This window comes from Staphylococcus sp. SUC_1.2 (genome assembly GCF_026222585.1).
Genome location: NZ_JANJPM010000010.1, coordinates 1 through 24,866 on the forward strand (window position 1 = coordinate 1; position 24,866 = coordinate 24,866).

General features: G+C 32.2%; 29 protein-coding genes and 2 other annotated features. Of the genes, 27 read left to right on the forward strand and 2 right to left on the reverse strand.

What is annotated here, in order from left to right:
* Positions 1–107 precede the first annotated feature (107 nt).
* From yihA to NR218_RS04880, 8 genes are all read left to right on the forward strand, one after another.
* A complete protein-coding gene (gene yihA, locus NR218_RS04845) occupies positions 108–695 on the forward strand; it encodes a ribosome biogenesis GTP-binding protein YihA/YsxC (RefSeq protein WP_011275552.1) in 588 nt (195 codons plus the stop codon).
* 170 nt (positions 696–865) lie between these two features.
* Positions 866–2,212 (forward strand): glutamyl-tRNA reductase, encoded by a 1,347-nt coding sequence (hemA, locus tag NR218_RS04850; protein ID WP_037569944.1) that lies wholly within the window; start codon positions 866–868, stop codon positions 2,210–2,212.
* A gap of 21 nt (positions 2,213–2,233) precedes the next feature.
* Complete coding sequence (locus NR218_RS04855; RefSeq protein ID WP_037569941.1) at positions 2,234–3,046, forward strand: cytochrome C assembly family protein; 813 nt, start codon at positions 2,234–2,236, stop codon at positions 3,044–3,046.
* Between the two features lie 30 nt (positions 3,047–3,076).
* Positions 3,077–4,009 carry a hydroxymethylbilane synthase gene (hemC, locus tag NR218_RS04860; protein ID WP_011275555.1) on the forward strand — a complete coding sequence of 311 codons (933 nt, stop codon included), beginning with the start codon at positions 3,077–3,079 and terminating at the stop codon, positions 4,007–4,009.
* Positions 4,010–4,035: 26 nt separating this feature from the next.
* Positions 4,036–4,716, forward strand: a complete 681-nt coding sequence (locus NR218_RS04865) for a uroporphyrinogen-III synthase (protein WP_011275556.1) — start codon at positions 4,036–4,038, stop codon at positions 4,714–4,716.
* The gene (hemB, locus tag NR218_RS04870) at positions 4,706–5,680 is read left to right on the forward strand and encodes a porphobilinogen synthase (protein ID WP_011275557.1); all 975 of its coding nucleotides are present in this window, start codon (positions 4,706–4,708) and stop codon (positions 5,678–5,680) included. The genes NR218_RS04865 and hemB overlap by 11 nt, the downstream gene beginning before the upstream one ends.
* 22 nt (positions 5,681–5,702) lie before the next feature.
* A complete protein-coding gene (hemL, locus tag NR218_RS04875; protein WP_011275558.1) occupies positions 5,703–6,986 on the forward strand; it encodes a glutamate-1-semialdehyde 2,1-aminomutase in 1,284 nt (427 codons plus the stop codon).
* Positions 6,987–7,066: 80 nt separating this feature from the next.
* Positions 7,067–8,143, forward strand: coding sequence for an AbrB family transcriptional regulator (locus NR218_RS04880; protein ID WP_196583365.1), 1,077 nt, complete (start codon positions 7,067–7,069; stop codon positions 8,141–8,143).
* Positions 8,144–8,269: 126 nt separating this feature from the next.
* Here NR218_RS04880 and NR218_RS04885 read toward each other — a convergent pair whose 3' ends face one another.
* On the reverse strand, positions 8,270–8,824 hold the full coding sequence (locus NR218_RS04885; protein WP_011275560.1) for a DNA-3-methyladenine glycosylase I: 555 nt from the start codon (positions 8,822–8,824) through the stop codon (positions 8,270–8,272).
* A 56-nt stretch (positions 8,825–8,880) separates the two neighbouring features.
* Positions 8,881–9,099: a binding site (T-box leader), on the forward strand.
* 43 nt (positions 9,100–9,142) lie between these two features.
* Between NR218_RS04885 and NR218_RS04890 the strand changes: the two genes are divergently transcribed.
* From NR218_RS04890 to NR218_RS04905, 5 genes are all read left to right on the forward strand, one after another.
* The gene (locus tag NR218_RS04890) at positions 9,143–11,773 is read left to right on the forward strand and encodes a valine--tRNA ligase (protein WP_037569934.1); all 2,631 of its coding nucleotides are present in this window, start codon (positions 9,143–9,145) and stop codon (positions 11,771–11,773) included.
* 11 nt (positions 11,774–11,784) lie between these two features.
* Complete coding sequence (locus tag NR218_RS04895; protein WP_037569931.1) at positions 11,785–13,047, forward strand: bifunctional folylpolyglutamate synthase/dihydrofolate synthase; 1,263 nt, start codon at positions 11,785–11,787, stop codon at positions 13,045–13,047.
* Between the two features lie 192 nt (positions 13,048–13,239).
* Positions 13,240–13,935: a prepilin peptidase gene (locus NR218_RS12720; protein WP_076689962.1), complete on the forward strand. Its 696-nt coding sequence runs from the start codon at positions 13,240–13,242 to the stop codon at positions 13,933–13,935.
* 15 nt (positions 13,936–13,950) lie between these two features.
* On the forward strand, positions 13,951–14,637 hold the full coding sequence (radC, locus tag NR218_RS04900; protein ID WP_011275564.1) for a RadC family protein: 687 nt from the start codon (positions 13,951–13,953) through the stop codon (positions 14,635–14,637).
* Positions 14,638–14,706: 69 nt separating this feature from the next.
* Complete coding sequence (locus NR218_RS04905; protein WP_011275565.1) at positions 14,707–14,988, forward strand: hypothetical protein; 282 nt, start codon at positions 14,707–14,709, stop codon at positions 14,986–14,988.
* 55 nt (positions 14,989–15,043) lie between these two features.
* Here the strand turns inward: NR218_RS04905 and NR218_RS04910 are convergent, their stop codons facing one another.
* Positions 15,044–15,223 carry a hypothetical protein gene (locus tag NR218_RS04910; RefSeq protein WP_011275566.1) on the reverse strand — a complete coding sequence of 60 codons (180 nt, stop codon included), beginning with the start codon at positions 15,221–15,223 and terminating at the stop codon, positions 15,044–15,046.
* A gap of 168 nt (positions 15,224–15,391) precedes the next feature.
* Here NR218_RS04910 and NR218_RS04915 point away from each other — a divergent pair, with 168 nt between their 5' ends.
* From NR218_RS04915 to yajC, 14 genes are all read left to right on the forward strand, one after another.
* Positions 15,392–15,868 carry a DUF4930 family protein gene (locus tag NR218_RS04915; protein WP_011275567.1) on the forward strand — a complete coding sequence of 159 codons (477 nt, stop codon included), beginning with the start codon at positions 15,392–15,394 and terminating at the stop codon, positions 15,866–15,868.
* Positions 15,869–15,948: 80 nt separating this feature from the next.
* Entirely contained in the window at positions 15,949–16,071 is a 123-nt protein-coding gene (locus NR218_RS04920) for a hypothetical protein (protein WP_011275568.1), read from the forward strand.
* A 196-nt stretch (positions 16,072–16,267) separates the two neighbouring features.
* Entirely contained in the window at positions 16,268–17,104 is an 837-nt protein-coding gene (gene mreC, locus NR218_RS04925) for a rod shape-determining protein MreC (protein ID WP_037569928.1), read from the forward strand.
* Positions 17,104–17,613, forward strand: a complete 510-nt coding sequence (gene mreD, locus NR218_RS04930) for a rod shape-determining protein MreD (protein WP_011275570.1) — start codon at positions 17,104–17,106, stop codon at positions 17,611–17,613. The genes mreC and mreD overlap by 1 nt, the downstream gene beginning before the upstream one ends.
* A gap of 46 nt (positions 17,614–17,659) precedes the next feature.
* Positions 17,660–17,737 (forward strand) — a sequence feature (ribosomal protein L21 leader region).
* Between the two features lie 13 nt (positions 17,738–17,750).
* Positions 17,751–18,059 carry a 50S ribosomal protein L21 gene (gene rplU, locus NR218_RS04935; RefSeq protein WP_011275571.1) on the forward strand — a complete coding sequence of 103 codons (309 nt, stop codon included), beginning with the start codon at positions 17,751–17,753 and terminating at the stop codon, positions 18,057–18,059.
* A gap of 3 nt (positions 18,060–18,062) precedes the next feature.
* The gene (locus NR218_RS04940; RefSeq protein ID WP_011275572.1) at positions 18,063–18,383 is read left to right on the forward strand and encodes a ribosomal-processing cysteine protease Prp; all 321 of its coding nucleotides are present in this window, start codon (positions 18,063–18,065) and stop codon (positions 18,381–18,383) included.
* 11 nt (positions 18,384–18,394) lie between these two features.
* On the forward strand, positions 18,395–18,679 hold the full coding sequence (gene rpmA, locus NR218_RS04945; protein WP_011275573.1) for a 50S ribosomal protein L27: 285 nt from the start codon (positions 18,395–18,397) through the stop codon (positions 18,677–18,679).
* 152 nt (positions 18,680–18,831) lie between these two features.
* On the forward strand, positions 18,832–20,124 hold the full coding sequence (gene obgE / locus NR218_RS04950) for a GTPase ObgE (RefSeq protein WP_011275575.1): 1,293 nt from the start codon (positions 18,832–18,834) through the stop codon (positions 20,122–20,124).
* Between the two features lie 11 nt (positions 20,125–20,135).
* A complete protein-coding gene (locus NR218_RS04955) occupies positions 20,136–20,591 on the forward strand; it encodes an ACT domain-containing protein (protein ID WP_011275576.1) in 456 nt (151 codons plus the stop codon).
* A 12-nt stretch (positions 20,592–20,603) separates the two neighbouring features.
* A complete protein-coding gene (ruvA, locus tag NR218_RS04960) occupies positions 20,604–21,209 on the forward strand; it encodes a Holliday junction branch migration protein RuvA (protein ID WP_011275577.1) in 606 nt (201 codons plus the stop codon).
* A gap of 54 nt (positions 21,210–21,263) precedes the next feature.
* Complete coding sequence (ruvB, locus tag NR218_RS04965; protein WP_011275578.1) at positions 21,264–22,259, forward strand: Holliday junction branch migration DNA helicase RuvB; 996 nt, start codon at positions 21,264–21,266, stop codon at positions 22,257–22,259.
* A gap of 10 nt (positions 22,260–22,269) precedes the next feature.
* The gene (gene queA / locus NR218_RS04970) at positions 22,270–23,295 is read left to right on the forward strand and encodes a tRNA preQ1(34) S-adenosylmethionine ribosyltransferase-isomerase QueA (protein ID WP_011275579.1); all 1,026 of its coding nucleotides are present in this window, start codon (positions 22,270–22,272) and stop codon (positions 23,293–23,295) included.
* Positions 23,296–23,314: 19 nt separating this feature from the next.
* On the forward strand, positions 23,315–24,454 hold the full coding sequence (gene tgt / locus NR218_RS04975; protein ID WP_046464893.1) for a tRNA guanosine(34) transglycosylase Tgt: 1,140 nt from the start codon (positions 23,315–23,317) through the stop codon (positions 24,452–24,454).
* A 15-nt stretch (positions 24,455–24,469) separates the two neighbouring features.
* Complete coding sequence (gene yajC / locus NR218_RS04980) at positions 24,470–24,730, forward strand: preprotein translocase subunit YajC (protein ID WP_011275581.1); 261 nt, start codon at positions 24,470–24,472, stop codon at positions 24,728–24,730.
* Positions 24,731–24,866 lie beyond the last annotated feature (136 nt).

Below are 24,866 nucleotides of genomic sequence, written 5' to 3' on the forward strand. Positions count from 1 at the left end.
GAATTCTGTTCTGCTCCTTTTTTAATTAAAAAATTGCTTATTTAGATATAGTGAAATATATATTATAATGAAACAGTTAAATTTAATTACTAAAGAGAGGATAATTTATGAATATTAATCCTAATAACATTGATTTGATTATAAGTGCTGTACAAGAAGCTCAATATCCTGATACAGGTTTATCTGAAGTAGCATTAAGTGGACGTTCAAACGTTGGTAAATCTTCTTTCATTAATAGTATGATTGGCAGAAAAAATATGGCTCGCACGTCGCAACAACCAGGCAAAACACAAACATTAAATTTCTTTAATATTGATGATCAATTAATATTTGTCGACGTCCCTGGGTATGGCTATGCAAAAGTGAGTAAATCACAACGTGAGAAATTTGGTAAAATGATTGAAGAATATTTGACTAAGAGAGAGAGTTTAAAGCTAGTCATTCAATTAGTTGACTTACGACACAATCCTACTGAAGATGATGTTTTAATGTATAATTACTTAAAACATTTTGATATACCTACACTAGTTATTTGTACTAAAGAGGACAAGATTGCAAAGGGTAAGATTCAAAAGCATATTAAAAATATTAAAGAGAAATTAGATTTAGATCCAGATGATACGATTATTAGTTACTCATCAATTCAAAATACAAAGCAGCAACAAATATGGGATTTAATTGCTAATTATTTATAATTATTTTAATCTAAGCAGAGGTCAAACTTCTGTTTAGATTTTTTAATGGGATAAGTGTCAAAATTTTGACTTTAAATTAGAATCTTTCTAATTTGTTTGAGCAATCAACTTAAAATCATTAAATTATGTGTTATACTAACTGTATTGTTAGTATTTGGAGGGCGTTATAAATGCATTTTATTGCTATAAGTATAAATCATCGCACTGCCGATGTAGCACTTAGAGAGCAAGTAGCTTTTAGAGATGATGCCTTACGATTAGCCCATGAAGATTTGTTCGAAACTAAATCTATTTTAGAGAACGTCATTTTATCTACATGTAATCGTACTGAAGTATATGCTATTGTTGATCAAATTCACACAGGTCGTTACTATATTCAAAGATTTTTAGCGCGTTCATTTGGATTTGATGTAGATGCTATAAAAAATATGTCAGAAGTTAAAGTGGGGGACGAAGCAGTTGAACATTTACTGCGTGTCACTTCTGGCTTGGATTCAATTGTATTAGGTGAAACTCAGATTCTTGGACAAATGAGAGATGCATTCTTTTTAGCTCAAGACATTCAAACAACTGGTACAATTTTTAATCATTTATTTAAACAGGCTATTACTTTCGCTAAAAAGGCGCATAATGAGACTGACATAGCAGATAATGCTGTGAGTGTTTCATATGCAGCAGTTGAATTAGCTAAAAAGGTATTTGGTAAACTAAAAGGTAAACAAGCTATTATTATAGGTGCAGGGGAAATGAGTGAATTATCACTCTTAAATTTATTAGGTTCTGGTATTGATGATATTACTGTCGTTAATAGAACTGAAACTAATGCGTATAAATTAGCAACGAAGCACGGCGTAAATTATAATACACTTGAGTCATTACCAACTCTTTTGACTAATGCTGATATTGTTATCAGTTCAACAAGTTCGCCAGATTTTATTGTTACAAAATCTATGATTGAGTCGGTCAATCTTAAGAGAAAAGCTTCTTCATTATTGTTAATAGACATTGCGGTTCCTAGAGATATTGAACCAAATGTTAATATCAGCGAAAATATTTTCAGCTATGACGTGGATGATCTTAAAGGTTTAGTTGATGCTAACTTGCGAGAACGTCAGATGGCTGCTGACTTTATAGCAAGTCAGATTCCTGATGAAGTCCAGGCTCATAATGATTGGGTAAATATGTTAGGTGTTGTACCTGTAATTAGAGCATTGCGTGAAAAAGCAATGACAATCCAGTCAGAAACAATGGATAGTATTGATAGAAAGCTACCTGATCTTAGTGATAGAGAACGTACAATCATTTCGAAACATACTAAAAGTATTATTAATCAAATGTTGAAAGATCCAATAAAACAGGCCAAAGAATTGAGTAATGATAAGAGAAGTAATGAAAAATTAGAGCTATTTCAAAACATATTTGATATTGATGCTGCAGACCCTTACGAGGATATTAAAGCTCATAAAGCACAAAAAGAAAAAGAAGTTTCTATCCGTCACATCTTTAGTTTTGAATAAGCATATTAATATGGTGATAATATGCAAGAGACCCTGTTTATTAGATTTCATGAAATAATATTAATTATATATTTAATTAGTATTCTCTGTTATTTTATAGATTTCGTTAAAAAGAGTCATAAAATTAGAGAATTAGGAATTTATACATTAGGGATTGTTTGGATATTGCAAACAATCTCTTTATCTGTTTATATCACTTCGCATAATGAAATTCCGTTGAGTTCATTATTTGATGTATTTTTCTTTTTATCATGGATAATTATATGTATAGCACTGGTTTTAAATGTAGTTAAAGTATTAAGTTTTTCAGTATTCTTTCTCAATGTTATTGGATTTATATTATTGATGATGAATACTTTTCAACCTGAGCATTACGCAACAAATGTGCAACGCATTGCAGTTATAAATGAATTGTTATTAGTGCATATAGGCTTAGCGGTATTAAGTTATGCTCTTTTTGCACTAGCTTTTGTAAATTCATTACTTTATATTATTCAATACCGCAATTTAAGGGAAAAGAATTTTGATCAAAAATACTTTAGAATTGGTAGCGTAGCCACACTTGAAACGGTTGTTTTTTATTCATCTTTAAGTGGTTTCATTATATTAATTTTGAGTGTTATTTTAGGCGCACAGTGGGGTGTCTATGCAATTGGACATAGTATTTTTGCTGACCCTAAAGTAGTACTATCTTCTATTATTACAATTTTTTACGCTATTTATTTACTAAGTCGTATTAATCGATGGTTTAAAACAATTTATTTAATTTACTTTAATATTATGTTATTTTGCTTATGCATGATTAATCTATTTTTTACAACACATTTCACTTGAATTTTCAAATGTCATTAGGAGGCAACAATTATGCGCAAATTGGTTGTAGGCTCACGTAGAAGTAAGCTTGCCTTAACTCAGAGTCAACAATTTATAGATAAGTTAAAAGCGGTGGATCCAACACTTGAAATAGAAATTAAGGAGATTGTCACTAAAGGTGACCGCATCGTAAATAAACAATTATCTAAAGTGGGCGGTAAAGGACTATTTGTTAAAGAAATCCAACAAGAACTTTTTGACAAAGAAATTGACATGGCAATACACTCACTTAAAGATGTACCAAGTATCATTCCTGAAGGTTTAACACTAGGTTGCATACCTGATAGAGAAGTTCCATTTGATGCTTATATTTCTAAAAATCATATACCTTTAAATGAATTACCGGATGGTAGTATTATTGGTACGAGTTCATTAAGACGTGGTGCTCAAATTTTATCTAAATATCCAAACTTAGAAATTAAATGGATAAGAGGAAATATTGACACTCGACTTAAAAAATTAGAAATAGAAGATTATGATGCAATTATTTTAGCTGCTGCAGGACTTAGACGTATGGGTTGGTCAGATGATATTGTAACGACTTATCTGGACAAAGATATTTTATTACCAGCTATTGGACAAGGTGCATTAGGTATAGAGTGTCGTAGTGATGATGTCGAACTATTGGAATTATTAAGTAAAGTTCATAATCAAGCAGTAGCGAATTGTGTTACAGCTGAAAGAACATTCCTTTCAGCTATGGATGGTAGTTGTCAAGTACCTATTGGAGGGTATGCAACTAATAAGGAAAATGGTGAAATTGAATTTACTGGGTTAATTATGACTCCAGACGGTACAAAGAGATATGAGCACACAGAAGTTGGTAAAAATCCTGTTGATTTAGGTGAAGCAGTCAGCCGTGTTTTAAAAGAACAGGGTGCTTATGAAATAATCAAAAAACTAAATGAAGAGCAAGCGCATTAAACCAGATTATTGAGGTGTAATGAAATATGAAACCAGTTGTAGTTATGACGCAATCGAGTGAATTTAATAGTGATTTAGTGGAAATAATGCATAAGCCATTTATAGAAATTCAATCACTTGAATTTGATACTCAAGTTTTGCATCATAAATATGACTGGATTATTTTTTCTTCTAAAAATGCGGTTCGCATATTTTATAAATATTTAAATCAATTAGATGTTAAATATGTGGCTGTCATTGGACAGAAAACTGCCGAACTTTGTGAAGCGCTTAAAATTAATGTTGATTTTATACCTAATGACTACTCTCAAGAAGGATTTTTGAATCAGTTTAAAAAGGATCAACAAAGCATTCTCATACCGAGTAGTGCTGAAGCGCGTCCCAAACTCCAACATACATTAGCACAAAACAATATAGTGACTAAAATCGATTTATATAAACCTATTCCTAATGATAGGAATATTAGAGAAGTCATTCAATTGATAGAACATCACAAAGTTCATGCGTTAACATTTTCAAGTTCTTCTGCAGTAAATGCATATATAAAGCATGACGTTCCTTGTGGTTTTGATAAGTATGTTGCTATTGGGGCCCAAACTGCTAACACATTACGAAAGAACGGTCTCAAGCCATTAATAGCTGATAAACAAACTTCGGAATCACTTATAAATAAAATTATTGAAAGTTGGTATAATAATGAAATTTGATAGACATAGACGATTACGCTCATCAGAGTCAATGCGTAATTTAGTTAGAGAAAACCATGTTAGAAAAGAAGATTTAATTTATCCAATATTCGTAGTTGAAAAAGATAACGTAAAAAGTGAGATTAAATCACTTCCAGGCGTTTACCAAATAAGCTTGAATTTATTAGATGATGAAATAAATGAGGCATATGAACTAGGTATTAGAGCAATCATGTTCTTTGGTGTACCAAATGCTAAAGATGACGTAGGTTCTGGTGCATATGATCATAATGGTATTATCCAAGAAGCAACACGAAAGGCTAAAGAATTGCATAAAGATTTATTAATTGTAGCAGATACATGTTTATGTGAATATACAGATCATGGACATTGTGGTGTTATTGATGATCACACTCATGATGTAGATAATGATAAATCATTACCTTTACTTGTTAAAACAGCTATCTCACAAGTTGAAGCGGGAGCAGACATTATCGCACCAAGTAATATGATGGACGGTTTTGTTGCAGAAATTCGTAAAGGTCTAGATAATGCCGGCTATTACAATATTCCAATTATGAGTTATGGTATCAAATATGCATCAAGTTTCTTTGGTCCATTTAGAGATGCGGCTGATTCTGCACCTTCTTTTGGTGACAGAAAGACTTACCAAATGGACCCAGCGAATCGCTTAGAAGCATTTCGTGAACTTGAAAGTGACTTAAAAGAGGGCGCTGATATGATGATAGTAAAACCTGCGCTAAGTTATTTAGATATTGTAAGAGACGTTAAAAACAATACAAATATTCCTGTTATTGCTTATAACGTAAGTGGTGAGTATGCAATGACAAAAGCAGCAGCACAAAATGGTTGGATAGATGAAGAACGTGTTGTTATGGAACAAATGGTTTCAATGAAACGTGCAGGTGCAGATATGATTATTACTTACTTTGCGAAAGATATTTGCCATTACTTAGATAAATAATTAATTTTAGGAGGATTTTGATATGGGTTACGAGAAATCGATTGAAGCGATGAAAATTGCTGAAAATTTAATGCCAGGTGGCGTTAATAGTCCTGTAAGAGCATTTAAATCAGTAGATACACCAGCGATTTTTATGGATCATGCAAAAGGATCAAGAATTTATGATATCGATGGTAACGAGTATATTGACTATGTATTAAGCTGGGGACCTTTAATTCTAGGTCATAAAAACGAACAAGTTATAAAAAAACTACATGAGGCTGTTAATAGAGGAACAAGCTTCGGAGCATCTACCTTAGAAGAAAACAAACTTGCAGAATTAGTAATCGAACGCGTACCATCAATTGAAAAAGTGCGTATGGTTTCATCAGGAACTGAGGCAACGTTAGCAGCGTTAAGATTGGCTCGTGGTTATACTGGAAGAAATAAGATTATTAAATTTGAAGGATGCTATCACGGTCATAGTGATTCTTTATTAATTAAAGCGGGTTCTGGTGTTGCAACACTAGGATTACCAGACTCACCTGGTGTCCCAGAAGGTACTGCTAAGAATACGATTACAGTTCCGTATAATGATTTAGAAGCAATTAAAATTGCTTTCGAAAATTATGGAGATGATATCGCTGGAATTATCGTAGAACCAGTTGCTGGTAATATGGGCGTTGTACCTCCTAAAGATGGATTCCTACAAGGGTTACGTGAGATTACAAATGACTATGGGGCGCTATTAATATTTGATGAAGTAATGACAGGTTTCCGAGTAGGGTACAATTGTGCGCAAGGTTACTTTGGTGTAACACCAGATCTTACATGTTTAGGTAAAGTTATTGGTGGTGGATTACCAGTAGGTGCGTTTGGCGGTAGAAAAGAGATTATGGACAAAGTTGCTCCAGTTGGAAATATTTATCAAGCTGGAACATTATCCGGGAACCCATTAGCAATGACGAGTGGTTACGAAACTCTAAGTCAATTAACACCTGAATCTTATGAGTATTTCCAAGAATTAGGTGATATCTTAGAAGAAGGACTAAAAAAAGTATTTAGCAAACATAATGTCCCAATTACTATTAATCGAGCTGGTTCTATGATTGGATATTTCTTAAATGAAGGACCAGTAACTAACTTTGAAGAAGCAAATAAAAGTAATTTAGAATTGTTCAGTCAAATGTATCGTGAAATGGCTAAAGAAGGTGTATTCCTACCACCTTCTCAATTTGAGGGAACATTCTTATCTACAGCACATAGTAAAGAAGACATTGAAAAAACAATCCAAGCATTTGATACTGCTTTAAGTCGTATTGTATAATGTTATGAAATAAAATGAGGTTAGGACTTTCAACTAGATGACGTCTTAACCTCATTTTTAATGAAAGAAGTGGCTACATAATGAAAAATGTATGGACCAATAACTTTATTCTATTAGTGACTGCTATTGTTATAAGTTTGTTATTACATGTTGCGCACGTTCTTTTACCATTTATGTTCGGTCCGATTATTGCATCGATAATCGTCATTAAAGTATTTAAATTAGAGGTTAAATGGCCATTCTGGCTTAGTCAAATTGGATTGATTCTATTAGGGGTGCAAATTGGATTAACATTTACGTCTGAAGTGTTGCATGATATTAAAAATGATTGGTTGATAATTGTTGTTATTACACTATTACTATTAGTTTTATCTCTATTGATCGCCTTCTTTTTCAAAAAAATAGCAAGAGTAAACACTGAGACAGCTATATTAAGTGTCATTCCAGGTGCTTTAAGTCAAATGCTAATTATGGCAGAGGAAAATAAAAAGGCAAATATTCTCGTAGTGAGTTTAACTCAAACGTCTCGCGTTATATTCGTCGTGATATTAGTAACCTTAATTTCTTATTTCTTTAGTAGTGATGGTGGAAATGAAACAACTTCTATTAAATCACCTCCATTAACGGAAGTACTAAACTTATCACAAATAATAATATTAATGTGTTGTATTGCAATCATTTATAGCCTTATGGCTAAAATTAATTTTCCTACTAAGCAATTATTGGCCCCTATTGTCGTGTTAGTAATATGGAATTTAACTACACATCACACATTTACATTAGATAATTATATTCTTGCTACTGCACAAGTGATTTATATGATTAGAATTGGATTGCAGATTGCCAATTTACTTTCCGATTTAAAAGGTCGAATTGCCGTTGCAATCATTTATCAAAATGTCTTTCTAATTATTGGATCATTTATCATGGTATATATTGTGCACATATTTACAAATAATAATATTAATGAGTTGTTTTTAGGCGGAGCGCCAGGAGGTATGAGTCAAATTGTTTTAGTTGCTATGGCAACTGGGGCAGATGTGGCTATGATTTCTAGTTTCCACATATTTAGAATCTTTTTTATTTTATTTGTAGTAGCGCCTGTCATTGGCTTTTTCTTACGTGGTGGTATATCAAAATTTCATCAAAAAAGATAGGTTGTGTCATGTAAAGTTTAAGCGTTAGTATACTTGAAATAAGAGAGGATTGATAAAACCTTCTACTTACAATAACTATTCGACTCATTTCTTAAATTGCACTCTATGACACAATCTATATTAATTTTAAGAAGGTTTAGATGGGCATCCTTTCAAATGGGCATCATATAGACCTGCCGCTTCTAAAAATGAAAAAACAGTTACTGGTCCTAAAAATTTAAAACCATATTTTTTTAAGTCTTTAGATAATTGTTTAGCACGATCGTCAACTGTAATTCTTTCTGAGGCAGTTGTATAGTTCAAATCTATAGGTTGATGATTAACATATGACCAAAGGAAATTACTAAAACTACCAAAGTCCTTTTCTATTTCAAAATAACCTTGTGCTTGTGATACAATCGCTTCTAACTTTTTACGATTATGAACAATGTTAGGAAATTCCATTAAATCATCTATATCTTTCGTAGACATCTGAGCAATTTTGCTTGGCTCAAAGTTGTAAAATGCCTGTTCGTAAGATTGTTTCTTTTTTAAAATGGTTAGCCAAGATAATCCAGCATGTTGAGATTCTAAAGCCATTAGTTTAAATAGGGCTTTGCTATCATATATAGGTTGACCCCAAACATTGTCATGATAATCTAAGTAAGTCGGGTCTTTTGTGCTAAATGCACATTCATTCATAAATATACCTCCAAGAGATTGACTTATCACGATTTCCATTATACTATAATTAAGTAATGAAATATATTATTGGGAAGAGTAAGTTTGAATGATAGCACAGAGAGCATATGGTTGGTGTAAATATGTATAACATTCAATCTGAAGGTAGCCCACTTGAACTTTTATTGAACCATTAATTAGTAGATAAAAGCGTGTTTGAGCGTTAATCAAATTAAGTGCAAGTATATTAATTTATACTTGAATTTAGGTGGTACCACGGAACATCCGTCCTATATTATTTAGGAGGATGTTTTTTTAATTATTAGGAGGTTTTAATCGATGAATATGGAGCCTAAGTATAATCCACGCGAAGTTGAGGCTGGGCGTTATGAAGAATGGGTAAAGAATGATTATTTCAAACCCTCAGAAGACAAGTCAAAAGAGACATATACAATTGTAATTCCACCACCCAATGTGACAGGAAAATTACACCTTGGACATGCATGGGATACAACTTTACAAGATATTATTACGCGTATGAAACGTATGCAAGGGTATGACACACTATATCTACCTGGTATGGACCATGCAGGTATTGCTACTCAAGCAAAGGTAGATGCTAAATTAAAAGAACAAGGTATTTCTCGTCATGATATCGGACGCGAGAAGTTCCTAGAACACGCTTGGTCATGGAAAGAAGAATATGCGTCATTTATACGCCAACAATGGGCTAAATTAGGTTTGGGGCTAGATTATAGCAGAGAGCGTTTTACTCTAGATGATGGGTTAAGTAAGGCAGTAAGAAAAGTCTTCGTTGACTTATACAATAAAGGCATAATTTATCGTGGTGAACGTATTATTAACTGGGATCCTGAAGCTAGAACGGCTTTATCAGATATTGAAGTAATTCATGAGGATGTGCAAGGTCATTTCTATCATTTTAAATATCCTTACGCTGATGGTGATGGCTATATTGAAATTGCGACAACAAGACCTGAGACAATGTTAGGAGATACTGCCATAGTTGTTAATCCTAATGATGATCGCTACAAAGATGTAATTGGTAAGAAAGTTATATTACCAATTGTTGGTCGAGAGTTACCGATATTAGCTGATGAGTATGTTGATATTGATTTTGGTAGTGGTGCTATGAAGGTAACGCCTGCACATGATCCAAATGATTTTGAGATTGGTCAACGACATAGTTTAGAGAACATTATTGTCATGGATGAAAATGGTAAAATGAACGATAAAGCTGATAAATATGCTGGATTAGATCGATTTGAATGTCGTAAACAATTAGTTGAAGATTTAAAAGCGCAAGATCTAGTCATTAAGATTGAAGAACATGTTCATTCAGTTGGTCATTCTGAACGCTCAGGTGCTGTTGTTGAACCATACTTATCAACGCAATGGTTTGTAAAAATGAAACCGTTAGCGCAACGTTCACTTGATAATCAAAAAACAGATGATCGCATCGATTTTTATCCACCACGTTTTGAGAACACTTTCAATCGTTGGATGGAAGAAATTAGAGACTGGACAATTTCTAGACAATTATGGTGGGGTCATCAAATACCTGCTTGGTACCATAAAGAAACTGGTGAAATTTATGTTGGTGAAGAAGCGCCTAAAGATATTGATAATTGGGTGCAAGATGAAGATGTTCTAGATACTTGGTTCTCTAGTGCATTGTGGCCATTTTCAACTTTAGGTTGGCCGAATATTGATGCAGATGATTTTAAACGTTACTATCCAACTAATGCACTTGTTACTGGATATGACATTATTTTCTTCTGGGTTGCAAGAATGATATTCCAAGGTCTTGAATTCACTGACAGAAGACCATTCAATGATGTTTTACTTCATGGTTTAGTTCGAGCTGAAGACGGTCGGAAAATGAGTAAATCTTTAGGTAATGGTGTAGATCCTATGGATGTAATTGAAGAATATGGAGCAGATAGCTTAAGATATTTCTTGGCAACAGGATCATCACCTGGTCATGACTTACGTTATTCTACTGAGAAAGTAGAGTCTGTTTGGAATTTCATTAATAAAATATGGAACGGTGCGCGTTTTAGCTTAATGAATATAGGTGATGAATTTAAATTTGAGGATATCGATTTAACTGGAAACCTTTCTTTAGCGGATAAATGGATTTTAACTCGTTTGAATGAGACGATTGAAACAGTTACTAATTTAAGTGAAAAGTATGAGTTTGGTGAAGTTGGTCGTGCGCTATATAATTTCATTTGGGACGAGTTCTGTGATTGGTATATTGAAATGAGTAAAATACCAATGAACGGTGAAGATGAAGCACAAAAACAAACGACACGTTCTGTTTTAAGTTATACACTAGATCAAATTATGAGAATGTTACATCCATTTATGCCTTTTGTTACTGAGAAGATATGGCAAAGTCTTCCACATGAAGGAGAAACAATTGTAAAAGCATCATGGCCAACGGTTAGGGAAGAGCTTGTATTTGAAGAAAGTAAGCAAACGATGCAACAATTAGTTGAAATTATCAAATCTGTAAGACAATCTCGTGTTGAAGTAAATACGCCACTTTCTAAAGCTATACCTATTTACATTCAAGCCAAAGATGAAAATATTAAAGCAACACTAATTGAAAATGAAGATTATATTCATAAATTCTGTAATCCTAGTGAATTAACGATTGATACACATATTGATATTCCTGAAAAAGCAATGACTGCAGTGGTAATCGCTGGTAAAGTTGTATTACCTTTAGAAGGTTTAATTGATATGGATAAAGAAATTGCACGCTTAGAAAAAGAATTAGATAAATTACAAAAAGAACTTGATCGTGTTGATAAAAAATTATCTAATGAAAATTTTGTTAATAAAGCGCCTGAAAAAGTTATCAACGAAGAAAAAGAAAAACAACAACGTTATCAAGAAAAATATGATGGTGTGAAAAACAGAATTGAACAATTAAAAGCATAGGAGAATCGCCAATGAATTACCTAGAGAGTTTGTATTGGATACATGAGAGAACTAAATTTGGTATCAAACCTGGTGTAAAACGTATGGAGTGGATGCTAGATCGTTTGAATAACCCTCAATTAAATATTAGAGGCATACATGTTGGTGGTACAAATGGTAAAGGCTCAACTGTAGCTTATATTAGAGCCGCTTTAGTGGAAAATGGTTATGAGGTAGGAACGTTTACTTCTCCATTTATTGAAACTTTTAATGAAAGAATTAGTCTAAATGGACTTCCAATTACAAATGACGAGATTGTTGAATTAGTCGAAATAGTTAAACCAATTAGTGAAGTCTTAGAGCAGGAAACTGAACTAGGTGGTGCTACTGAGTTTGAAATCATTACAACAATGATGTTTGTATACTTTGGACAAATTCACCCAGTTGATTTTGTTGTAGTTGAAGCGGGGTTAGGTATAAAAAATGACTCCACTAATGTGTTTAACCCAATTCTCTCAGTACTTACAAGTATTGGATTAGATCATACTGATATTTTAGGTAACACTTATTTAGATATTGCAAAAGACAAAGGTGCCATTATTAAACCTAATATACCTGTGATTTATGCTGTTAAAAACGAGGAAGCATTAAAATATATTAGAGACCTAGCTGAAAGTAGTGAGGCTAAACCAATTGAATTAGACCGTGAGATTGTGGTTGTTTCACAAGGCGATGAATTTACTTATCGTTATAAGGACTATGAGCTAGAAACAATTATTTTAAACATGCTTGGTGAACATCAAAAAGAAAATGCAGCGCTTGCAATTACTGCATTGATTGAGCTATATGAACAAGAAATTATTACGTTAGATTTTAATAAGATGATTGATGCTATTGAGAGTGTTAGTTGGACTGGTCGTATTGAACAAGTAAAAGAGAATCCATTAATCATTATAGATGGAGCCCACAATAACGAAAGTATTGAAGCTTTAATTGATACGATTAAGAATTATTACGATAACGAAAAAATGGACGTTCTTTTCTCGGCGATAAAAGGTAAACCAGTGCATGGCATGCTTAATAAACTAGAAGAAATCTCAAATCACCTATATTTCACTGAATTCGACTTCCCTAAAGCATTGACTAAAGATGAGTTGTCAGAACAAGTAAATTTAGAGCATATTGAATTTATTGATGATTATGTTTCTTTTATAAACAATTATGATGGCAATGGGTTATTAATTACAGGTAGTTTATATTTTATAAGTGAAGTAAAAAGTAAAACTGAATTTTAAATTTGAAATAGTATATCCTCAAGTCATTTAGGCTAACTTTATACCTATGTGACTCGGGGATATTTGTTTATCACTAAATTTTAGTTATTGATAATGAGATTAACATTTTTATTAAATACTATTATTTATTTATAAAATAAATGATACAACTCATTTACTTTCAAGATTAAATAGTTATAATTAATTTAGGTGATGCTAGTGTTTTTAATATCTTATGTTTGTAGTGTTTTGTTTAGTTTTTTATACCATCTTACCAATACTAACAGTTTGAATTTGAATTATCTGGTTAGGCGTTCCAAGTGTGATCATTGCGGTCGTAAATTAGGTTGGTTCGAATTAGTACCTATATTTAGCTTTTTTATTTTAAAAGGAAAATCTCATTGTTGTAATCAAAAGTTAAAACGTCATTATATTTTTGGAGAATGCTTTGCCTTCTTAATTATCCCTTTAATAATTAATTTTGATACTAATGTACACTTCTCTCTGTTTATTACTACTTATTTATTCCTTCTTACAATGGCATTATATGACCTTCAAACATTAACAATTAATATAGTCATGATAATTCTATATACTATTGTATGTGCAAAAATCACGATGATTTATTTTTCAACCTTTATATTCTTCACTTTAATATTTCATCTATACTATTTTCTTTTTCCAAGACAAATAGGATATGGTGATATATTACTTTTAAGTATCTTATCTTGTTTTTTTCCATATCACTTTTATTTGATATTTCTCCTTTATACGCTTTTAATCGCTATTATAGTTTCTTCAATTTTATTAATAATGAAACAGCAAACTTATATTCCATTTGTACCATTCATGTTTATTGGTTTTATAATGACAAATTATTTATACCAGAACACGCTATTATACATTTAGAAAGGTTGATCTAGTTTGAGAATTAAAAGTATGGCAAAGTCTGAATTACCTAGAGAGCGTCTTATTCACAATGGAGCAAAAAGTTTATCCAATAGTGAGTTATTAGCAATTCTTATAAATACAGGAAGACACGGATTTTCAAGTTTAGATATTGCTAATGAATTACTGATTAGCTTTAATGGTTTGAAAGAACTAAAACATTTATCAATTAATGATTTAACAACAATTAAAGGAATTGGACTCTATAAAGCAGTCATCCTTAAAGCTGCTTTTGAATTAGGTGAAAGAATGTATGCTAGAGATTTTAATGAAAAAATTAAAATAACATCACCAAGTGATGTATCTAATATTATGATGTCAAAAATGAAAGATTTGACTCAAGAACATTTTGTAGTACTTCTATTAAACTCTAAAAATATTGTGATAAAAGAAGAAACGATTTACAAAGGGACATTGAATTCTTCAGTAATACATCCACGCGAAGTTTTCAAAGCAGCTATTAGAGCATCTAGTAATGCGATTATAGTTTTGCATAATCATCCTTCTGGCGATGTCACACCTTCTAAAGAAGATATAGAAACAACAATTAGGTTAAAGGAATGTGGTGAATTACTAGGAATTCAAGTCCTTGATCATATAATTATTGGTGATCAAAAATATGCTAGTTTAGTAGAAGAAGGTTACTTTGACTTGAGAAATTAATGGTATCATTTGTTTAAAATATTAGTAATCCTGTATAATTATGGTTGAAAAACTTTATAGAGGTGCATTATGACATTATTTTTAATAATAGGGATTTTGATACCAGTAGTTTATGTTCTTAGACTGACAATCAAAGAACATACGATTGGACTCAAGGAAATGTTCACGACAATTGTTTTATCTATGATAGGAATTGTCATATTTACTGTGATAGGTGTACTAATTAGCGGTCAAAATATTAATATAGCATCATTAATTTTTGCCTCGTTAATTACAGGGGTAATATGGGGACTATTATTATCAGGTGTATATAAATTATTTAACTATCTGACACATACATTTAAAAAATAAAACTAGCCATTGCAATATCAATCCTACAAAATTGAGACATGGCTAGTTTAATAATTTATTGAATATAGGCTGATAGTACTTGGAAATTTTCCATAATCCAAAGTATGCCTTGATATCCTAAATATAATCCTAATAATATTAAGGCTGCAGATATTATAAATCTAAGAATTGCAAACCCAACTCTAAATAACAATATCACAAGTAATGCAATTAAAATGATACTCACAATACTCATTATCAACACTCCTCATGAATATCCATAAACGATAATATAATCTTATTATAAAGCATCCATGATTAATTTGGAATCATACTTTAGTACATACCATTATCATGCTAAAGACTGATGTTGATATTATATTGTTCTATTATAATAATAAAGATTACTATTGGAGGGTATTTAATGCGGTTTTTTCTTAGTATTATAAAAAATACCATTGCAGTTATAGCTATTATTTGTATTATATATTTTGCATTAAAATATGCACCATTTCTAAGAGATCAAGATTGGAATCCGATAAATCATTCTATAAACAATGAGCAGTTGAATAACTTACCAAACAATTTAGATCGTCCTCATAACATATCAACAAATGGTAAGCGTTATGTGCTTGAGGATAATGATATTTTACAAAATATCCCGGCAAGTCAAACAAGAAATGTATTTAAATACATAGATAAGAAAGAGTTTATGGCGGTATCAGGCTTAGGAAGAATGGGATATAATGAAAATTACATTGCTGGACAACGTAATGACGAATTCATTATTTATAAATTTGGTAGTGATCAGATAAAAGTATATCGAACTGAAATAGAAATGGAACAAGATTTGAATGCACTTGGTCAATATATTGAATTAAAGCCTTTTGATGCATATTAATTAAGTTTTCATAATTGAACTAGTTTATTTTCTACGTTATGGTTAAGTTATAAACTATATTTCAAAGGTTGGTGTGATACATGTCTGAACAATCTAAAGAAAAACAAGCAAATGAACAAGCTAAAGCACAAAATCTTTTCGCTAAATGGAGAAAAGATGAAAAACTTTATAGTGACGATGATAAAAAGGATAAAGATAAATAACTAAATTGAGTTCATACTGAGTTTATTAAGATTAGGTACCACTAACTATTTTACGCATTGCGAAATAGTCGTGCTATCTAATCTCTTTTTTATTCAAAGATGTTGATATAGAATGAACTTAGTGCTTTATTTCAAACAACGAGTAATATAAAATAATAAAGGATGATTTAAATTAGAATTTGTAGAGGTGTTATGAGTGCAAAAGTTTTTTAAAAATAACAAATTAATTGTTGTTTTTTGTGCTGTTATAATTTTTATTGCACTGATTGGTTTGTCCTTAAGGTCACATACACAATCACCTCCTGAACAATATGTGGGGGATTCTGTTTCTCTTGGGCAAAGAGTCGTGAGCTATCCTGTCAATTTTGTTACTGGAGCGATAAATAATCTTTTTAGCTCAAATAAAACAACTGACAACAAGAAAATAAAACAACTAGAGTCTAAAAATGAAAAGTTAGAAGCGGAAAATAAAGATTTAAAAAAAGAATTAGATATGACTGATATTTCTAAATATGATCCAATTTCTGGTGCTGTAATCGCTAGAAATGCTGATCAATGGATGAATACAGTAATCATTGATAAAGGAAATAAAGACGGTGTTAAATCAAATATGGCTGTAATGACAGCTGAAGGTTTAGTTGGAAGAGTTACGAAAGTTAACCAATTTTCAGCACAAGTAGACTTATTATCTACTAACACTAGAACAGGTAAATTGTCTGTTAACATTCAACACGATTCTAAAAATGTATTTGGTTTAATCGATCACTATGATAAAAAGAATCAAGAACTAATCATTGGCAATATCAATAATAAAAATAAGATTTCAAAAGGCGATAAGGTCGTAACTAGTGGGTTAGCCGATCAATTACCAAGTGATTTATACATAGGTGAAGTGACCAAAGTTGAAAATGATGAGTACGGATTAGCAAAAGAAGTTAGAGTTAAAACAGGCGCTAATTTATCCGATATTAGCCATATATATATCGCCAAAAAAGATCCTGACAATGCTTCCGATGAAAGCAGGGACAATTGATGAGAGTATTTTTGTACTTAATCGTTGGTGTAGTACTGTTTTACATTGACAGTATCATTGGACTTCTAATCCCAATGCATTTTGGTCATTTCGAGTTTAATTTTATTCCTCATTTAATTTTGTTGTATATATTGTTGATAACGATTTATCGTGGCTTTGGAATCGGATTAATATTCGCAATTCTGTTTGGAATCGTAACTGATATATATGTCGGCAGTGTCTATGGATTATATATGTTTGGTTACTTAGCACTTGTCGTTATATTTGATAAATTTCTCAAAGTTTTTTATCGAGACTATACAATGATTTGTATTTTGAGTATTATTAGTATTATTGTTTTCGAAATTTACGTAGCAATTATTTATGGTGTGATTGGATTCGCTAATATTGATATAATCAATTTCACTTTATTAAGAATGATTCCAACTATTATATTAAATGTCATTTTACTTATTATACTTTTCCCAGCTTTTATAAAATTTATGAAAAAAACTCATATACAAGATTGACACCGGTATTTAGTAATGGTAAGATGCAATAGTTGAGTAGTTTTATAGCTACATACAACCGCTCAAATATAGGTTTAAGAACATTTTTTTATGTCACCTATATATGGCGTGACTTATTAATATAGGAGGTGCAAAGTATGTTTGCTATTATCGAAACAGGCGGTAAACAAATTAAAGTAGAAGAAGGTCAAGAAATCTTCGTTGAAAAATTAGATGTTAATGAAGGTGACTCATTCACATTTGATAAAGTATTATTTGTAGGTGGCGATTCAGTTAAAGTTGGTGCCCCAACTGTTGAAGGTGCTACTGTTACTGCTACAGTTAACAAACAGGGTCGCGGTAAAAAAATCACTGTATTTACGTATAAACGTCGTAAAGACTCTAAACGTAAAAAAGGCCATCGTCAACCATATACTAAATTAACTATTGATAAAATCAAGGCTTAATTTATGATTACAATTGACATCACTATTAATGATAGTGGAAAAGTAACAGACGTTATTATGGATGGTCATGCTAATCATGGTGAATATGGACATGACATTGTTTGTGCAGGTGCTTCAGCGGTTTTATTTGGAAGCGTTAATGCAATTCTAGGTTTAACTTCTGAGAAACCAGACATTGACTATGAGGATGATGGAGGTCATTTTCATATTAGAAGTGTAGATACAAACAATGAACAAGCGCAATTAATTCTTCAAGCAATGTTAGTTTCTTTACAAACGATTGAAGATGAATATAATGAAAATATCAGATTAAATTACAAGTGAGGTGTATCCCGATGTTAAAATTAAACTTACAGTTCTTCGCATCTAAAAAAGGGGTAAGTTCTACTAAAAACGGTCGTGACTCAGAATCAAAACGTTTAGGTGCTAAACGTGCTGATGGTCAATACGTTACAGGCGGTTCTATTTTATACCGTCAACGTGGTACAAAAATTTATCCTGGTGAAAATGTAGGTCGTGGTGGCGATGATACATTATTCGCTAAAATCGACGGCGTTGTTCGTTTCGAACGTAAAGGTCGCGACAAAAAACAAGTTTCTGTATACGCAGTAGCTGAATAATTTTTGTCTAGTTAACACCAGAAGTGAATGCTTCTGGTGTTTTATTTTGTTTTAATACAAAAGTGTAACTTTATAGTGTTAATTTTTCATGCTTTAATGGATAATGATATAATGTTGTCATTAAAGAACAAATCGTAAAAGAGGTGAGATATATGTTTGTCGATCAAGTTACAATATCTCTTAAAGCTGGTGATGGTGGTAATGGTATCACTGCCTATAGAAGAGAGAAATATGTACCATTTGGAGGACCAGCTGGTGGCGACGGTGGTAAGGGCGCATCAGTTGTTTTTGAAGTAGATGAGGGATTAAGAACATTATTAGACTTTAGATACCAACGTCATTTTAAAGCTAAAAAGGGCGAAAATGGGCAAAGTAGTAATATGCATGGTAGAGGTGCAGACGATTTAGTGTTAAAAGTACCTCCTGGTACAATAATCAAAAGTGTGGAAACTGATGAAGTATTAGCTGACCTTGTTGAAGATGGCCAACGTGCTGTCGTAGCTCGTGGTGGACGAGGTGGACGAGGTAATTCTCGCTTTGCTACACCTAGAAACCCAGCACCAGACTTTAGTGAAAATGGTGAGCCAGGTGAAGAATTAGATGTAACATTAGAGCTTAAATTATTAGCAGATGTTGGATTAGTTGGATTCCCTAGTGTTGGTAAATCAACATTATTGTCAATAGTTTCAAAAGCTAAACCTAAGATTGGTGCGTATCATTTTACTACAATTAAGCCAAATTTAGGTGTCGTTTCAACACCCGACAATAGAAGTTTTGTTATGGCCGATTTACCAGGTTTAATTGAAGGCGCTTCAGATGGTGTTGGATTAGGACATCAGTTTTTAAGACATGTTGAACGTACAAAAGTGATTGTTCATATGATAGATATGAGTGGGTCAGAAGGTAGAGATCCATTTGATGATTACCAAATTATAAATAAAGAATTAGTAAATTATAAACAACGATTAGAGGATAGACCTCAAATTGTAGTAGCTAATAAAATGGATATGCCCGATGCACAAGATAATTTAACTTTATTTAAGGAACAAGTAGATGATAGCGTTACGATTATTCCTGTTTCTACAATTACAAGAGATAATATTGAACAGTTATTATACGCTATAGCAGATAAATTAGATGAAGTTAAAGATATTGACTTTAGCGTTGATAACGATGAAGAAATAGGTGTTAACCGTGTACTTTATAAACACACGCCTTCTCAAGATAAATTCACTATCACTAGAGACGACGATGGTGCGTATGTAGTAAGTGGTAATGCAATTGAGAGAATGTTTAAAATGACAGACTTTAATAGTGACCCAGCAGTAAGAAGGTTTGCTAGACAAATGCGTTCAATGGGTATTGATGATGCATTGAGAGAACGTGGCTGTAGTAATGGAGACATCGTTAGAATTTTAGGTGGAGAATTTGAATTTGTAGAATAGGAGTGCTAACAGTGGACAACAATGATTATAAAAAGTTTTACTTGATACGTGAAGATGTCTTGCCTGAATCAGTGGTAAAAACATTAAAAATTAAAGATGCTTTAAAAAATAATCCGGAATTGTCCATTTATGAAGCTGTTAAATTATTTGATCTTTCACGTAGTGCATTTTATAAATATAGAGAAACAATCTTCCCTGTAGATGAAAAAATGTTAGATCATCGTGAATTTACGCTTATTCTTTATGTTAATGATATTGTAGGGATGTTAGCACAAGTACTTAATACGGTTTCTAAATTGCAATTATCTGTTCTTACTATACATCAAAGTGTACCAATGGAAGAGAAAGCTACGATAACATTATCACTTAGCGCAAAAGATACCACCATTTCAATTGATGAAATTATAAAGGCACTAAGAAATATTGAACATGTTTCTAAAGTTGAATTAATAAGTATGAGTATGTAAGGAAGGTAACGAATGTACGCTTATATTAGAGGTAAATTGACGCAATTATTTCCAACGCATGTAGTTGTTGAATCAATTAATGGGGTTGGATATGAAATTCAGACTCCAAATTCCTATCGATTTCAAAAATATTTGGAGAAAGAATTAGTAATTTATACATCTTTAATTGTTAGAGAAGATGCTCAGTTACTTTATGGATTTATTAATGAAGAAGAAAAAGATATGTTCTTAAGTTTAATCAAAGTTACAGGTATAGGTCCAAAGTCTGCATTAGCAATTTTAGCTACTAGTACACCAAATGAAGTTAAAATGGCAATTGAAAATGAGAATGATGCTTATTTGACTAAGTTTCCAGGTATCGGTAAAAAAACTGCACGTCAAATTGTGCTAGATTTAAAAGGCAAAGTTCAAATTACAAGAGAAACAACTGAGACACTTTTAAGTATGAATGAAGAAAATTCAAATAGCGAAAACCTAGTTAAAGAAGCATTACTCGCCCTAGAGGCTTTAGGTTACTCAAAACGAGAAATTTCTAAAGTTGAAAAAGTACTCAACAAATCAACATTTGATTCTGTTGATGAAGCAGTAAAACTAGGACTAAAAACACTTGTGTCTTAAATTATAAAAAAATCATATTATTTACAACTACTAATGTAACTGGGGGGAGAAACTATGGATGACAGAATGGTTGATCAAGCTTTGCATAGTGAAGAAACTTCTTTTGAATTATCACTTAGACCAACAATGTTAAAACAATATATTGGGCAATCATCAATAAAAAACAACTTAGAAGTATTCATTAAAGCAGCTAAACTACGTGAAGAGCCATTAGATCATGTACTTCTATTTGGACCACCAGGATTAGGTAAAACAACACTATCCAATATTATCGCTAATGAAATGAACGTTAATATAAGAACTGTCTCAGGTCCATCATTAGATAGACCAGGTGACTTAGCAGCAATACTATCTGGTTTGCAACCTGGGGATGTACTATTCATTGACGAAATTCATCGTTTAAGCAGCACAGTTGAAGAAGTTTTATATTCAGCGATGGAAGATTTCTTCATTGATATTATCATTGGAAAAGGTGATGAGGCTCGTAGTATTAGAATAGATTTGCCTCCATTTACGCTAGTAGGTGCGACTACACGGGCTGGAAGCTTAACTGGTCCACTAAGAGATAGATTTGGCGTTCATTTGAGATTAGAATATTATAATGAGAATGATTTAAAAGAAATTATAATTCGAACAGCAGAAGTGTTAAACACAAAAATTGATGATGAAAGTGCAACTGAGTTAGCTAAACGTTCACGAGGAACGCCTCGAGTCGCAAATCGTTTATTGAAACGCGTTAGAGATTTTCAACAAGTCAATGAAGATGAACAGATTTATATTGAGACTACTAAACAAGCTTTACAATTGCTTCAAGTAGATGCAGAAGGTTTAGACTACATTGATCATAAAATGATGAGATGCATCATTAATCAATATGATGGTGGTCCGGTGGGTCTTGATACCATAGCTGTTTCTATCGGTGAGGAGCGTATAACAATTGAGGATGTCTACGAGCCTTTTTTAATTCAAAAAGGATTTATAGAACGTACACCTAGAGGTAGAAAAGCTACTGCATTTGCATACGAACATTTCAAAAATTTTAATAAATGAGGGATAAAAAATGAATGTTGAGGAATTTGATTATGACTTGCCTGAATCATTAATTGCTCAGACCCCTTTAAAAGATAGAGACCAAAGTAGATTGTTAGTGTTAGGTAGAAACAGTGGTAATATTGAACATAAACATTTTAAAGATGTCATTAATTACTTGGAAACTGGTGATACACTTGTCTTAAATGATACACGTGTTATGCCTGCACGATTATTTGGTTTAAAAGAAGAGACTGGTGCAAAAGTTGAAATGCTAATGCTTACTCGAATTGAGAATAATGATTGGGAAGTTTTACTTAAACCAGCAAAGCGAATTAAAGTGGGGAATAAGTTGTCTTTCGGAGAGGGTAAGATTATAGCTGAATGTATAGAGGAATTGGATCAAGGTGGACGTATCATGCGTTTGCATTATGAGGGAATTCTTGAGGAAAGATTAAATGAACTCGGTGAAATGCCTTTACCACCATATATAAAAGAACGATTAGATGATCCTGACCGCTATCAAACTGTCTACGCTAAAGAAAGTGGTTCTGCAGCAGCACCAACAGCAGGGTTGCATTTTACAGATGAACTTTTAGATGAAATTAGAGCAAAAGGTATAAATATTGCATTTATAACATTGCATGTTGGATTAGGAACATTTAGACCTGTAAGTGTTGAAGATATTAATGACCATGAAATGCATAGTGAATATTATCAAATGACCCAAGAAACAGCTAACTTATTAAATCAAACAAAAAAAGAAGGTCATAGAATCATTTCTGTAGGTACAACCTCAACAAGGACTCTAGAGACTATTCGTCGTGATTACAATGAATTTGTAGCTGTTAGTGGATGGACTGATATTTTTATATATCCAGGATTTACATATAAAGCTATAGATGGTTTAATTACTAATTTCCATTTACCTAAATCAACTTTAGTTATGCTTGTATCAGCATTTAGTAGTCGAGAAAACATTTTAAACGCATATAAAGAAGCTGTTAAACTAGAATATAGATTTTTCAGTTTTGGAGATGCGATGTTAATTATTTAATGAATGAGAGGTATTAAATATGCCAGCAGTAACTTATGAACATATAAAGACTTGTAAACAATCAGGTGCACGTTTAGGTATCGTTCATACACCGCACGGTTCTTTTGAAACGCCTATGTTTATGCCAGTAGGAACAAAAGCAACTGTTAAAACAATGAGTCCTGAAGAATTAAGACAAATAGAAGCGAAAATAATATTAGGAAATACATATCATTTGTGGTTACAACCTGGAAATGATATTATCAAACAAGTTGGGGGTCTACATAATTTTATGAATTGGGATGGCCCTATTCTTACTGATTCAGGTGGTTTCCAAGTATTTAGTTTGAGTAATCTTCGTAAGATAACTGAAGAGGGTGTTGAGTTTAGACACCATACAAATGGATCGAAGTTATTTTTAAGTCCAGAGAAATCAATGGAAATACAAAATGACTTAGGTTCAGATATAATGATGGCTTTCGATGAATGTCCACCTATGCCTTCTGAGTATAAGTATGTTAAGGATTCAATTGAACGCACTACGAGATGGGCTGAGCGTTGTTTAAACGCACATAAGCGCCCAGAGGACCAAGCACTCTTTGGTATTATTCAAGGTGGCGAATATAAAGATTTAAGAGAACAATGTGCTAAGGAATTAGTCGCTTTAGATTTTCCTGGATATGCTATTGGTGGGTTGTCGGTAGGCGAACCTAAACCAGTTATGTATGAAATGGTTGAACATACAGTGCAATATATGCCAGATGATAAACCTCGTTATTTAATGGGCGTAGGTTCCCCTGATGCATTAATTGAATGTAGCATACGTGGCATGGATATGTTTGATTGTGTATTACCAACGCGTATTGCTAGAAATGGTACATGTATGACTTCAAACGGAAGATTAGTAATTAAGAATGCTAAATATGCAAACGATTTTAAACCACTAGATGAAAATTGTGATTGCTACACATGTAAGAATTATTCACGTGCTTATATCAGACATCTGATTAAAGCTGAAGAAACTTTCGGTATCCGTCTTACTACTATTCATAATTTACATTTTCTGCTAAAATTGATGGAAGATATTAGACAAGCTATTCGAGAAGATCGTCTTTTAGATTTTAAAGATGAATTCTTTGAACAATATGGGCTTAATGTAGAAAACCCTAAAAATTTCTAATAAGGAGACAACATAATGAACGTTTCAGCACTTATTTTACCTATAATTTTAATTATAGTATTTTATTTCTTTTTAATTCGACCTCAACAAAAACGTGCAAAAGAACATCGTGAAATGATTAGCCGAATCGAATCTGGTCAACGTATTACTACTATTGGTGGCTTGAAAGGAACTGTTAAAGCTGTTGATGAAACTACAGTTGTTATCACAGTTAATGGTCATGGAACAGAAATGACTTTCGAAAAACCAGCAATTAAACAAGTAGACCCTTCTTAAAGTTAAGGGGAAATGAAATTTATTTATTTAAAACTGTCGACAAAGTTCATACTATGTTGACAGTTTTTATATTATATGTATATGTGTAATAATCTTAATTTCACTAAAAGATGTAGTATGTTAATATAGATAGGTC

Bases quoted from the DNA above. Each gene is read 5' to 3' on its own strand.
- yihA (WP_011275552.1), top strand. From the start codon at position 108: ATGAATATTAATCCTAATAACATTGATTTGATTATAAGTGCTGTACAA.
- hemA (WP_037569944.1), top strand. From the start codon at position 866: ATGCATTTTATTGCTATAAGTATAAATCATCGCACTGCCGATGTAGCA.
- NR218_RS04855 (WP_037569941.1), top strand. From the start codon at position 2,234: ATGCAAGAGACCCTGTTTATTAGATTTCATGAAATAATATTAATTATA.
- hemC (WP_011275555.1), top strand. From the start codon at position 3,077: ATGCGCAAATTGGTTGTAGGCTCACGTAGAAGTAAGCTTGCCTTAACT.
- NR218_RS04865 (WP_011275556.1), top strand. From the start codon at position 4,036: ATGAAACCAGTTGTAGTTATGACGCAATCGAGTGAATTTAATAGTGAT.
- hemB (WP_011275557.1), top strand. From the start codon at position 4,706: ATGAAATTTGATAGACATAGACGATTACGCTCATCAGAGTCAATGCGT.
- hemL (WP_011275558.1), top strand. From the start codon at position 5,703: ATGGGTTACGAGAAATCGATTGAAGCGATGAAAATTGCTGAAAATTTA.
- NR218_RS04880 (WP_196583365.1), top strand. From the start codon at position 7,067: ATGAAAAATGTATGGACCAATAACTTTATTCTATTAGTGACTGCTATT.
- NR218_RS04885 (WP_011275560.1), bottom strand. From the start codon at position 8,824: ATGAATGAATGTGCATTTAGCACAAAAGACCCGACTTACTTAGATTAT.
- NR218_RS04890 (WP_037569934.1), top strand. From the start codon at position 9,143: ATGAATATGGAGCCTAAGTATAATCCACGCGAAGTTGAGGCTGGGCGT.
- NR218_RS04895 (WP_037569931.1), top strand. From the start codon at position 11,785: ATGAATTACCTAGAGAGTTTGTATTGGATACATGAGAGAACTAAATTT.
- NR218_RS12720 (WP_076689962.1), top strand. From the start codon at position 13,240: ATGCTAGTGTTTTTAATATCTTATGTTTGTAGTGTTTTGTTTAGTTTT.
- NR218_RS04905 (WP_011275565.1), top strand. From the start codon at position 14,707: ATGACATTATTTTTAATAATAGGGATTTTGATACCAGTAGTTTATGTT.
- NR218_RS04910 (WP_011275566.1), bottom strand. From the start codon at position 15,223: ATGAGTATTGTGAGTATCATTTTAATTGCATTACTTGTGATATTGTTA.
- NR218_RS04915 (WP_011275567.1), top strand. From the start codon at position 15,392: ATGCGGTTTTTTCTTAGTATTATAAAAAATACCATTGCAGTTATAGCT.
- NR218_RS04920 (WP_011275568.1), top strand. From the start codon at position 15,949: ATGTCTGAACAATCTAAAGAAAAACAAGCAAATGAACAAGCTAAAGCA.
- mreD (WP_011275570.1), top strand. From the start codon at position 17,104: ATGAGAGTATTTTTGTACTTAATCGTTGGTGTAGTACTGTTTTACATT.
- rplU (WP_011275571.1), top strand. From the start codon at position 17,751: ATGTTTGCTATTATCGAAACAGGCGGTAAACAAATTAAAGTAGAAGAA.
- NR218_RS04940 (WP_011275572.1), top strand. From the start codon at position 18,063: ATGATTACAATTGACATCACTATTAATGATAGTGGAAAAGTAACAGAC.
- rpmA (WP_011275573.1), top strand. From the start codon at position 18,395: ATGTTAAAATTAAACTTACAGTTCTTCGCATCTAAAAAAGGGGTAAGT.
- obgE (WP_011275575.1), top strand. From the start codon at position 18,832: ATGTTTGTCGATCAAGTTACAATATCTCTTAAAGCTGGTGATGGTGGT.
- ruvA (WP_011275577.1), top strand. From the start codon at position 20,604: ATGTACGCTTATATTAGAGGTAAATTGACGCAATTATTTCCAACGCAT.
- ruvB (WP_011275578.1), top strand. From the start codon at position 21,264: ATGGATGACAGAATGGTTGATCAAGCTTTGCATAGTGAAGAAACTTCT.
- queA (WP_011275579.1), top strand. From the start codon at position 22,270: ATGAATGTTGAGGAATTTGATTATGACTTGCCTGAATCATTAATTGCT.
- tgt (WP_046464893.1), top strand. From the start codon at position 23,315: ATGCCAGCAGTAACTTATGAACATATAAAGACTTGTAAACAATCAGGT.
- yajC (WP_011275581.1), top strand. From the start codon at position 24,470: ATGAACGTTTCAGCACTTATTTTACCTATAATTTTAATTATAGTATTT.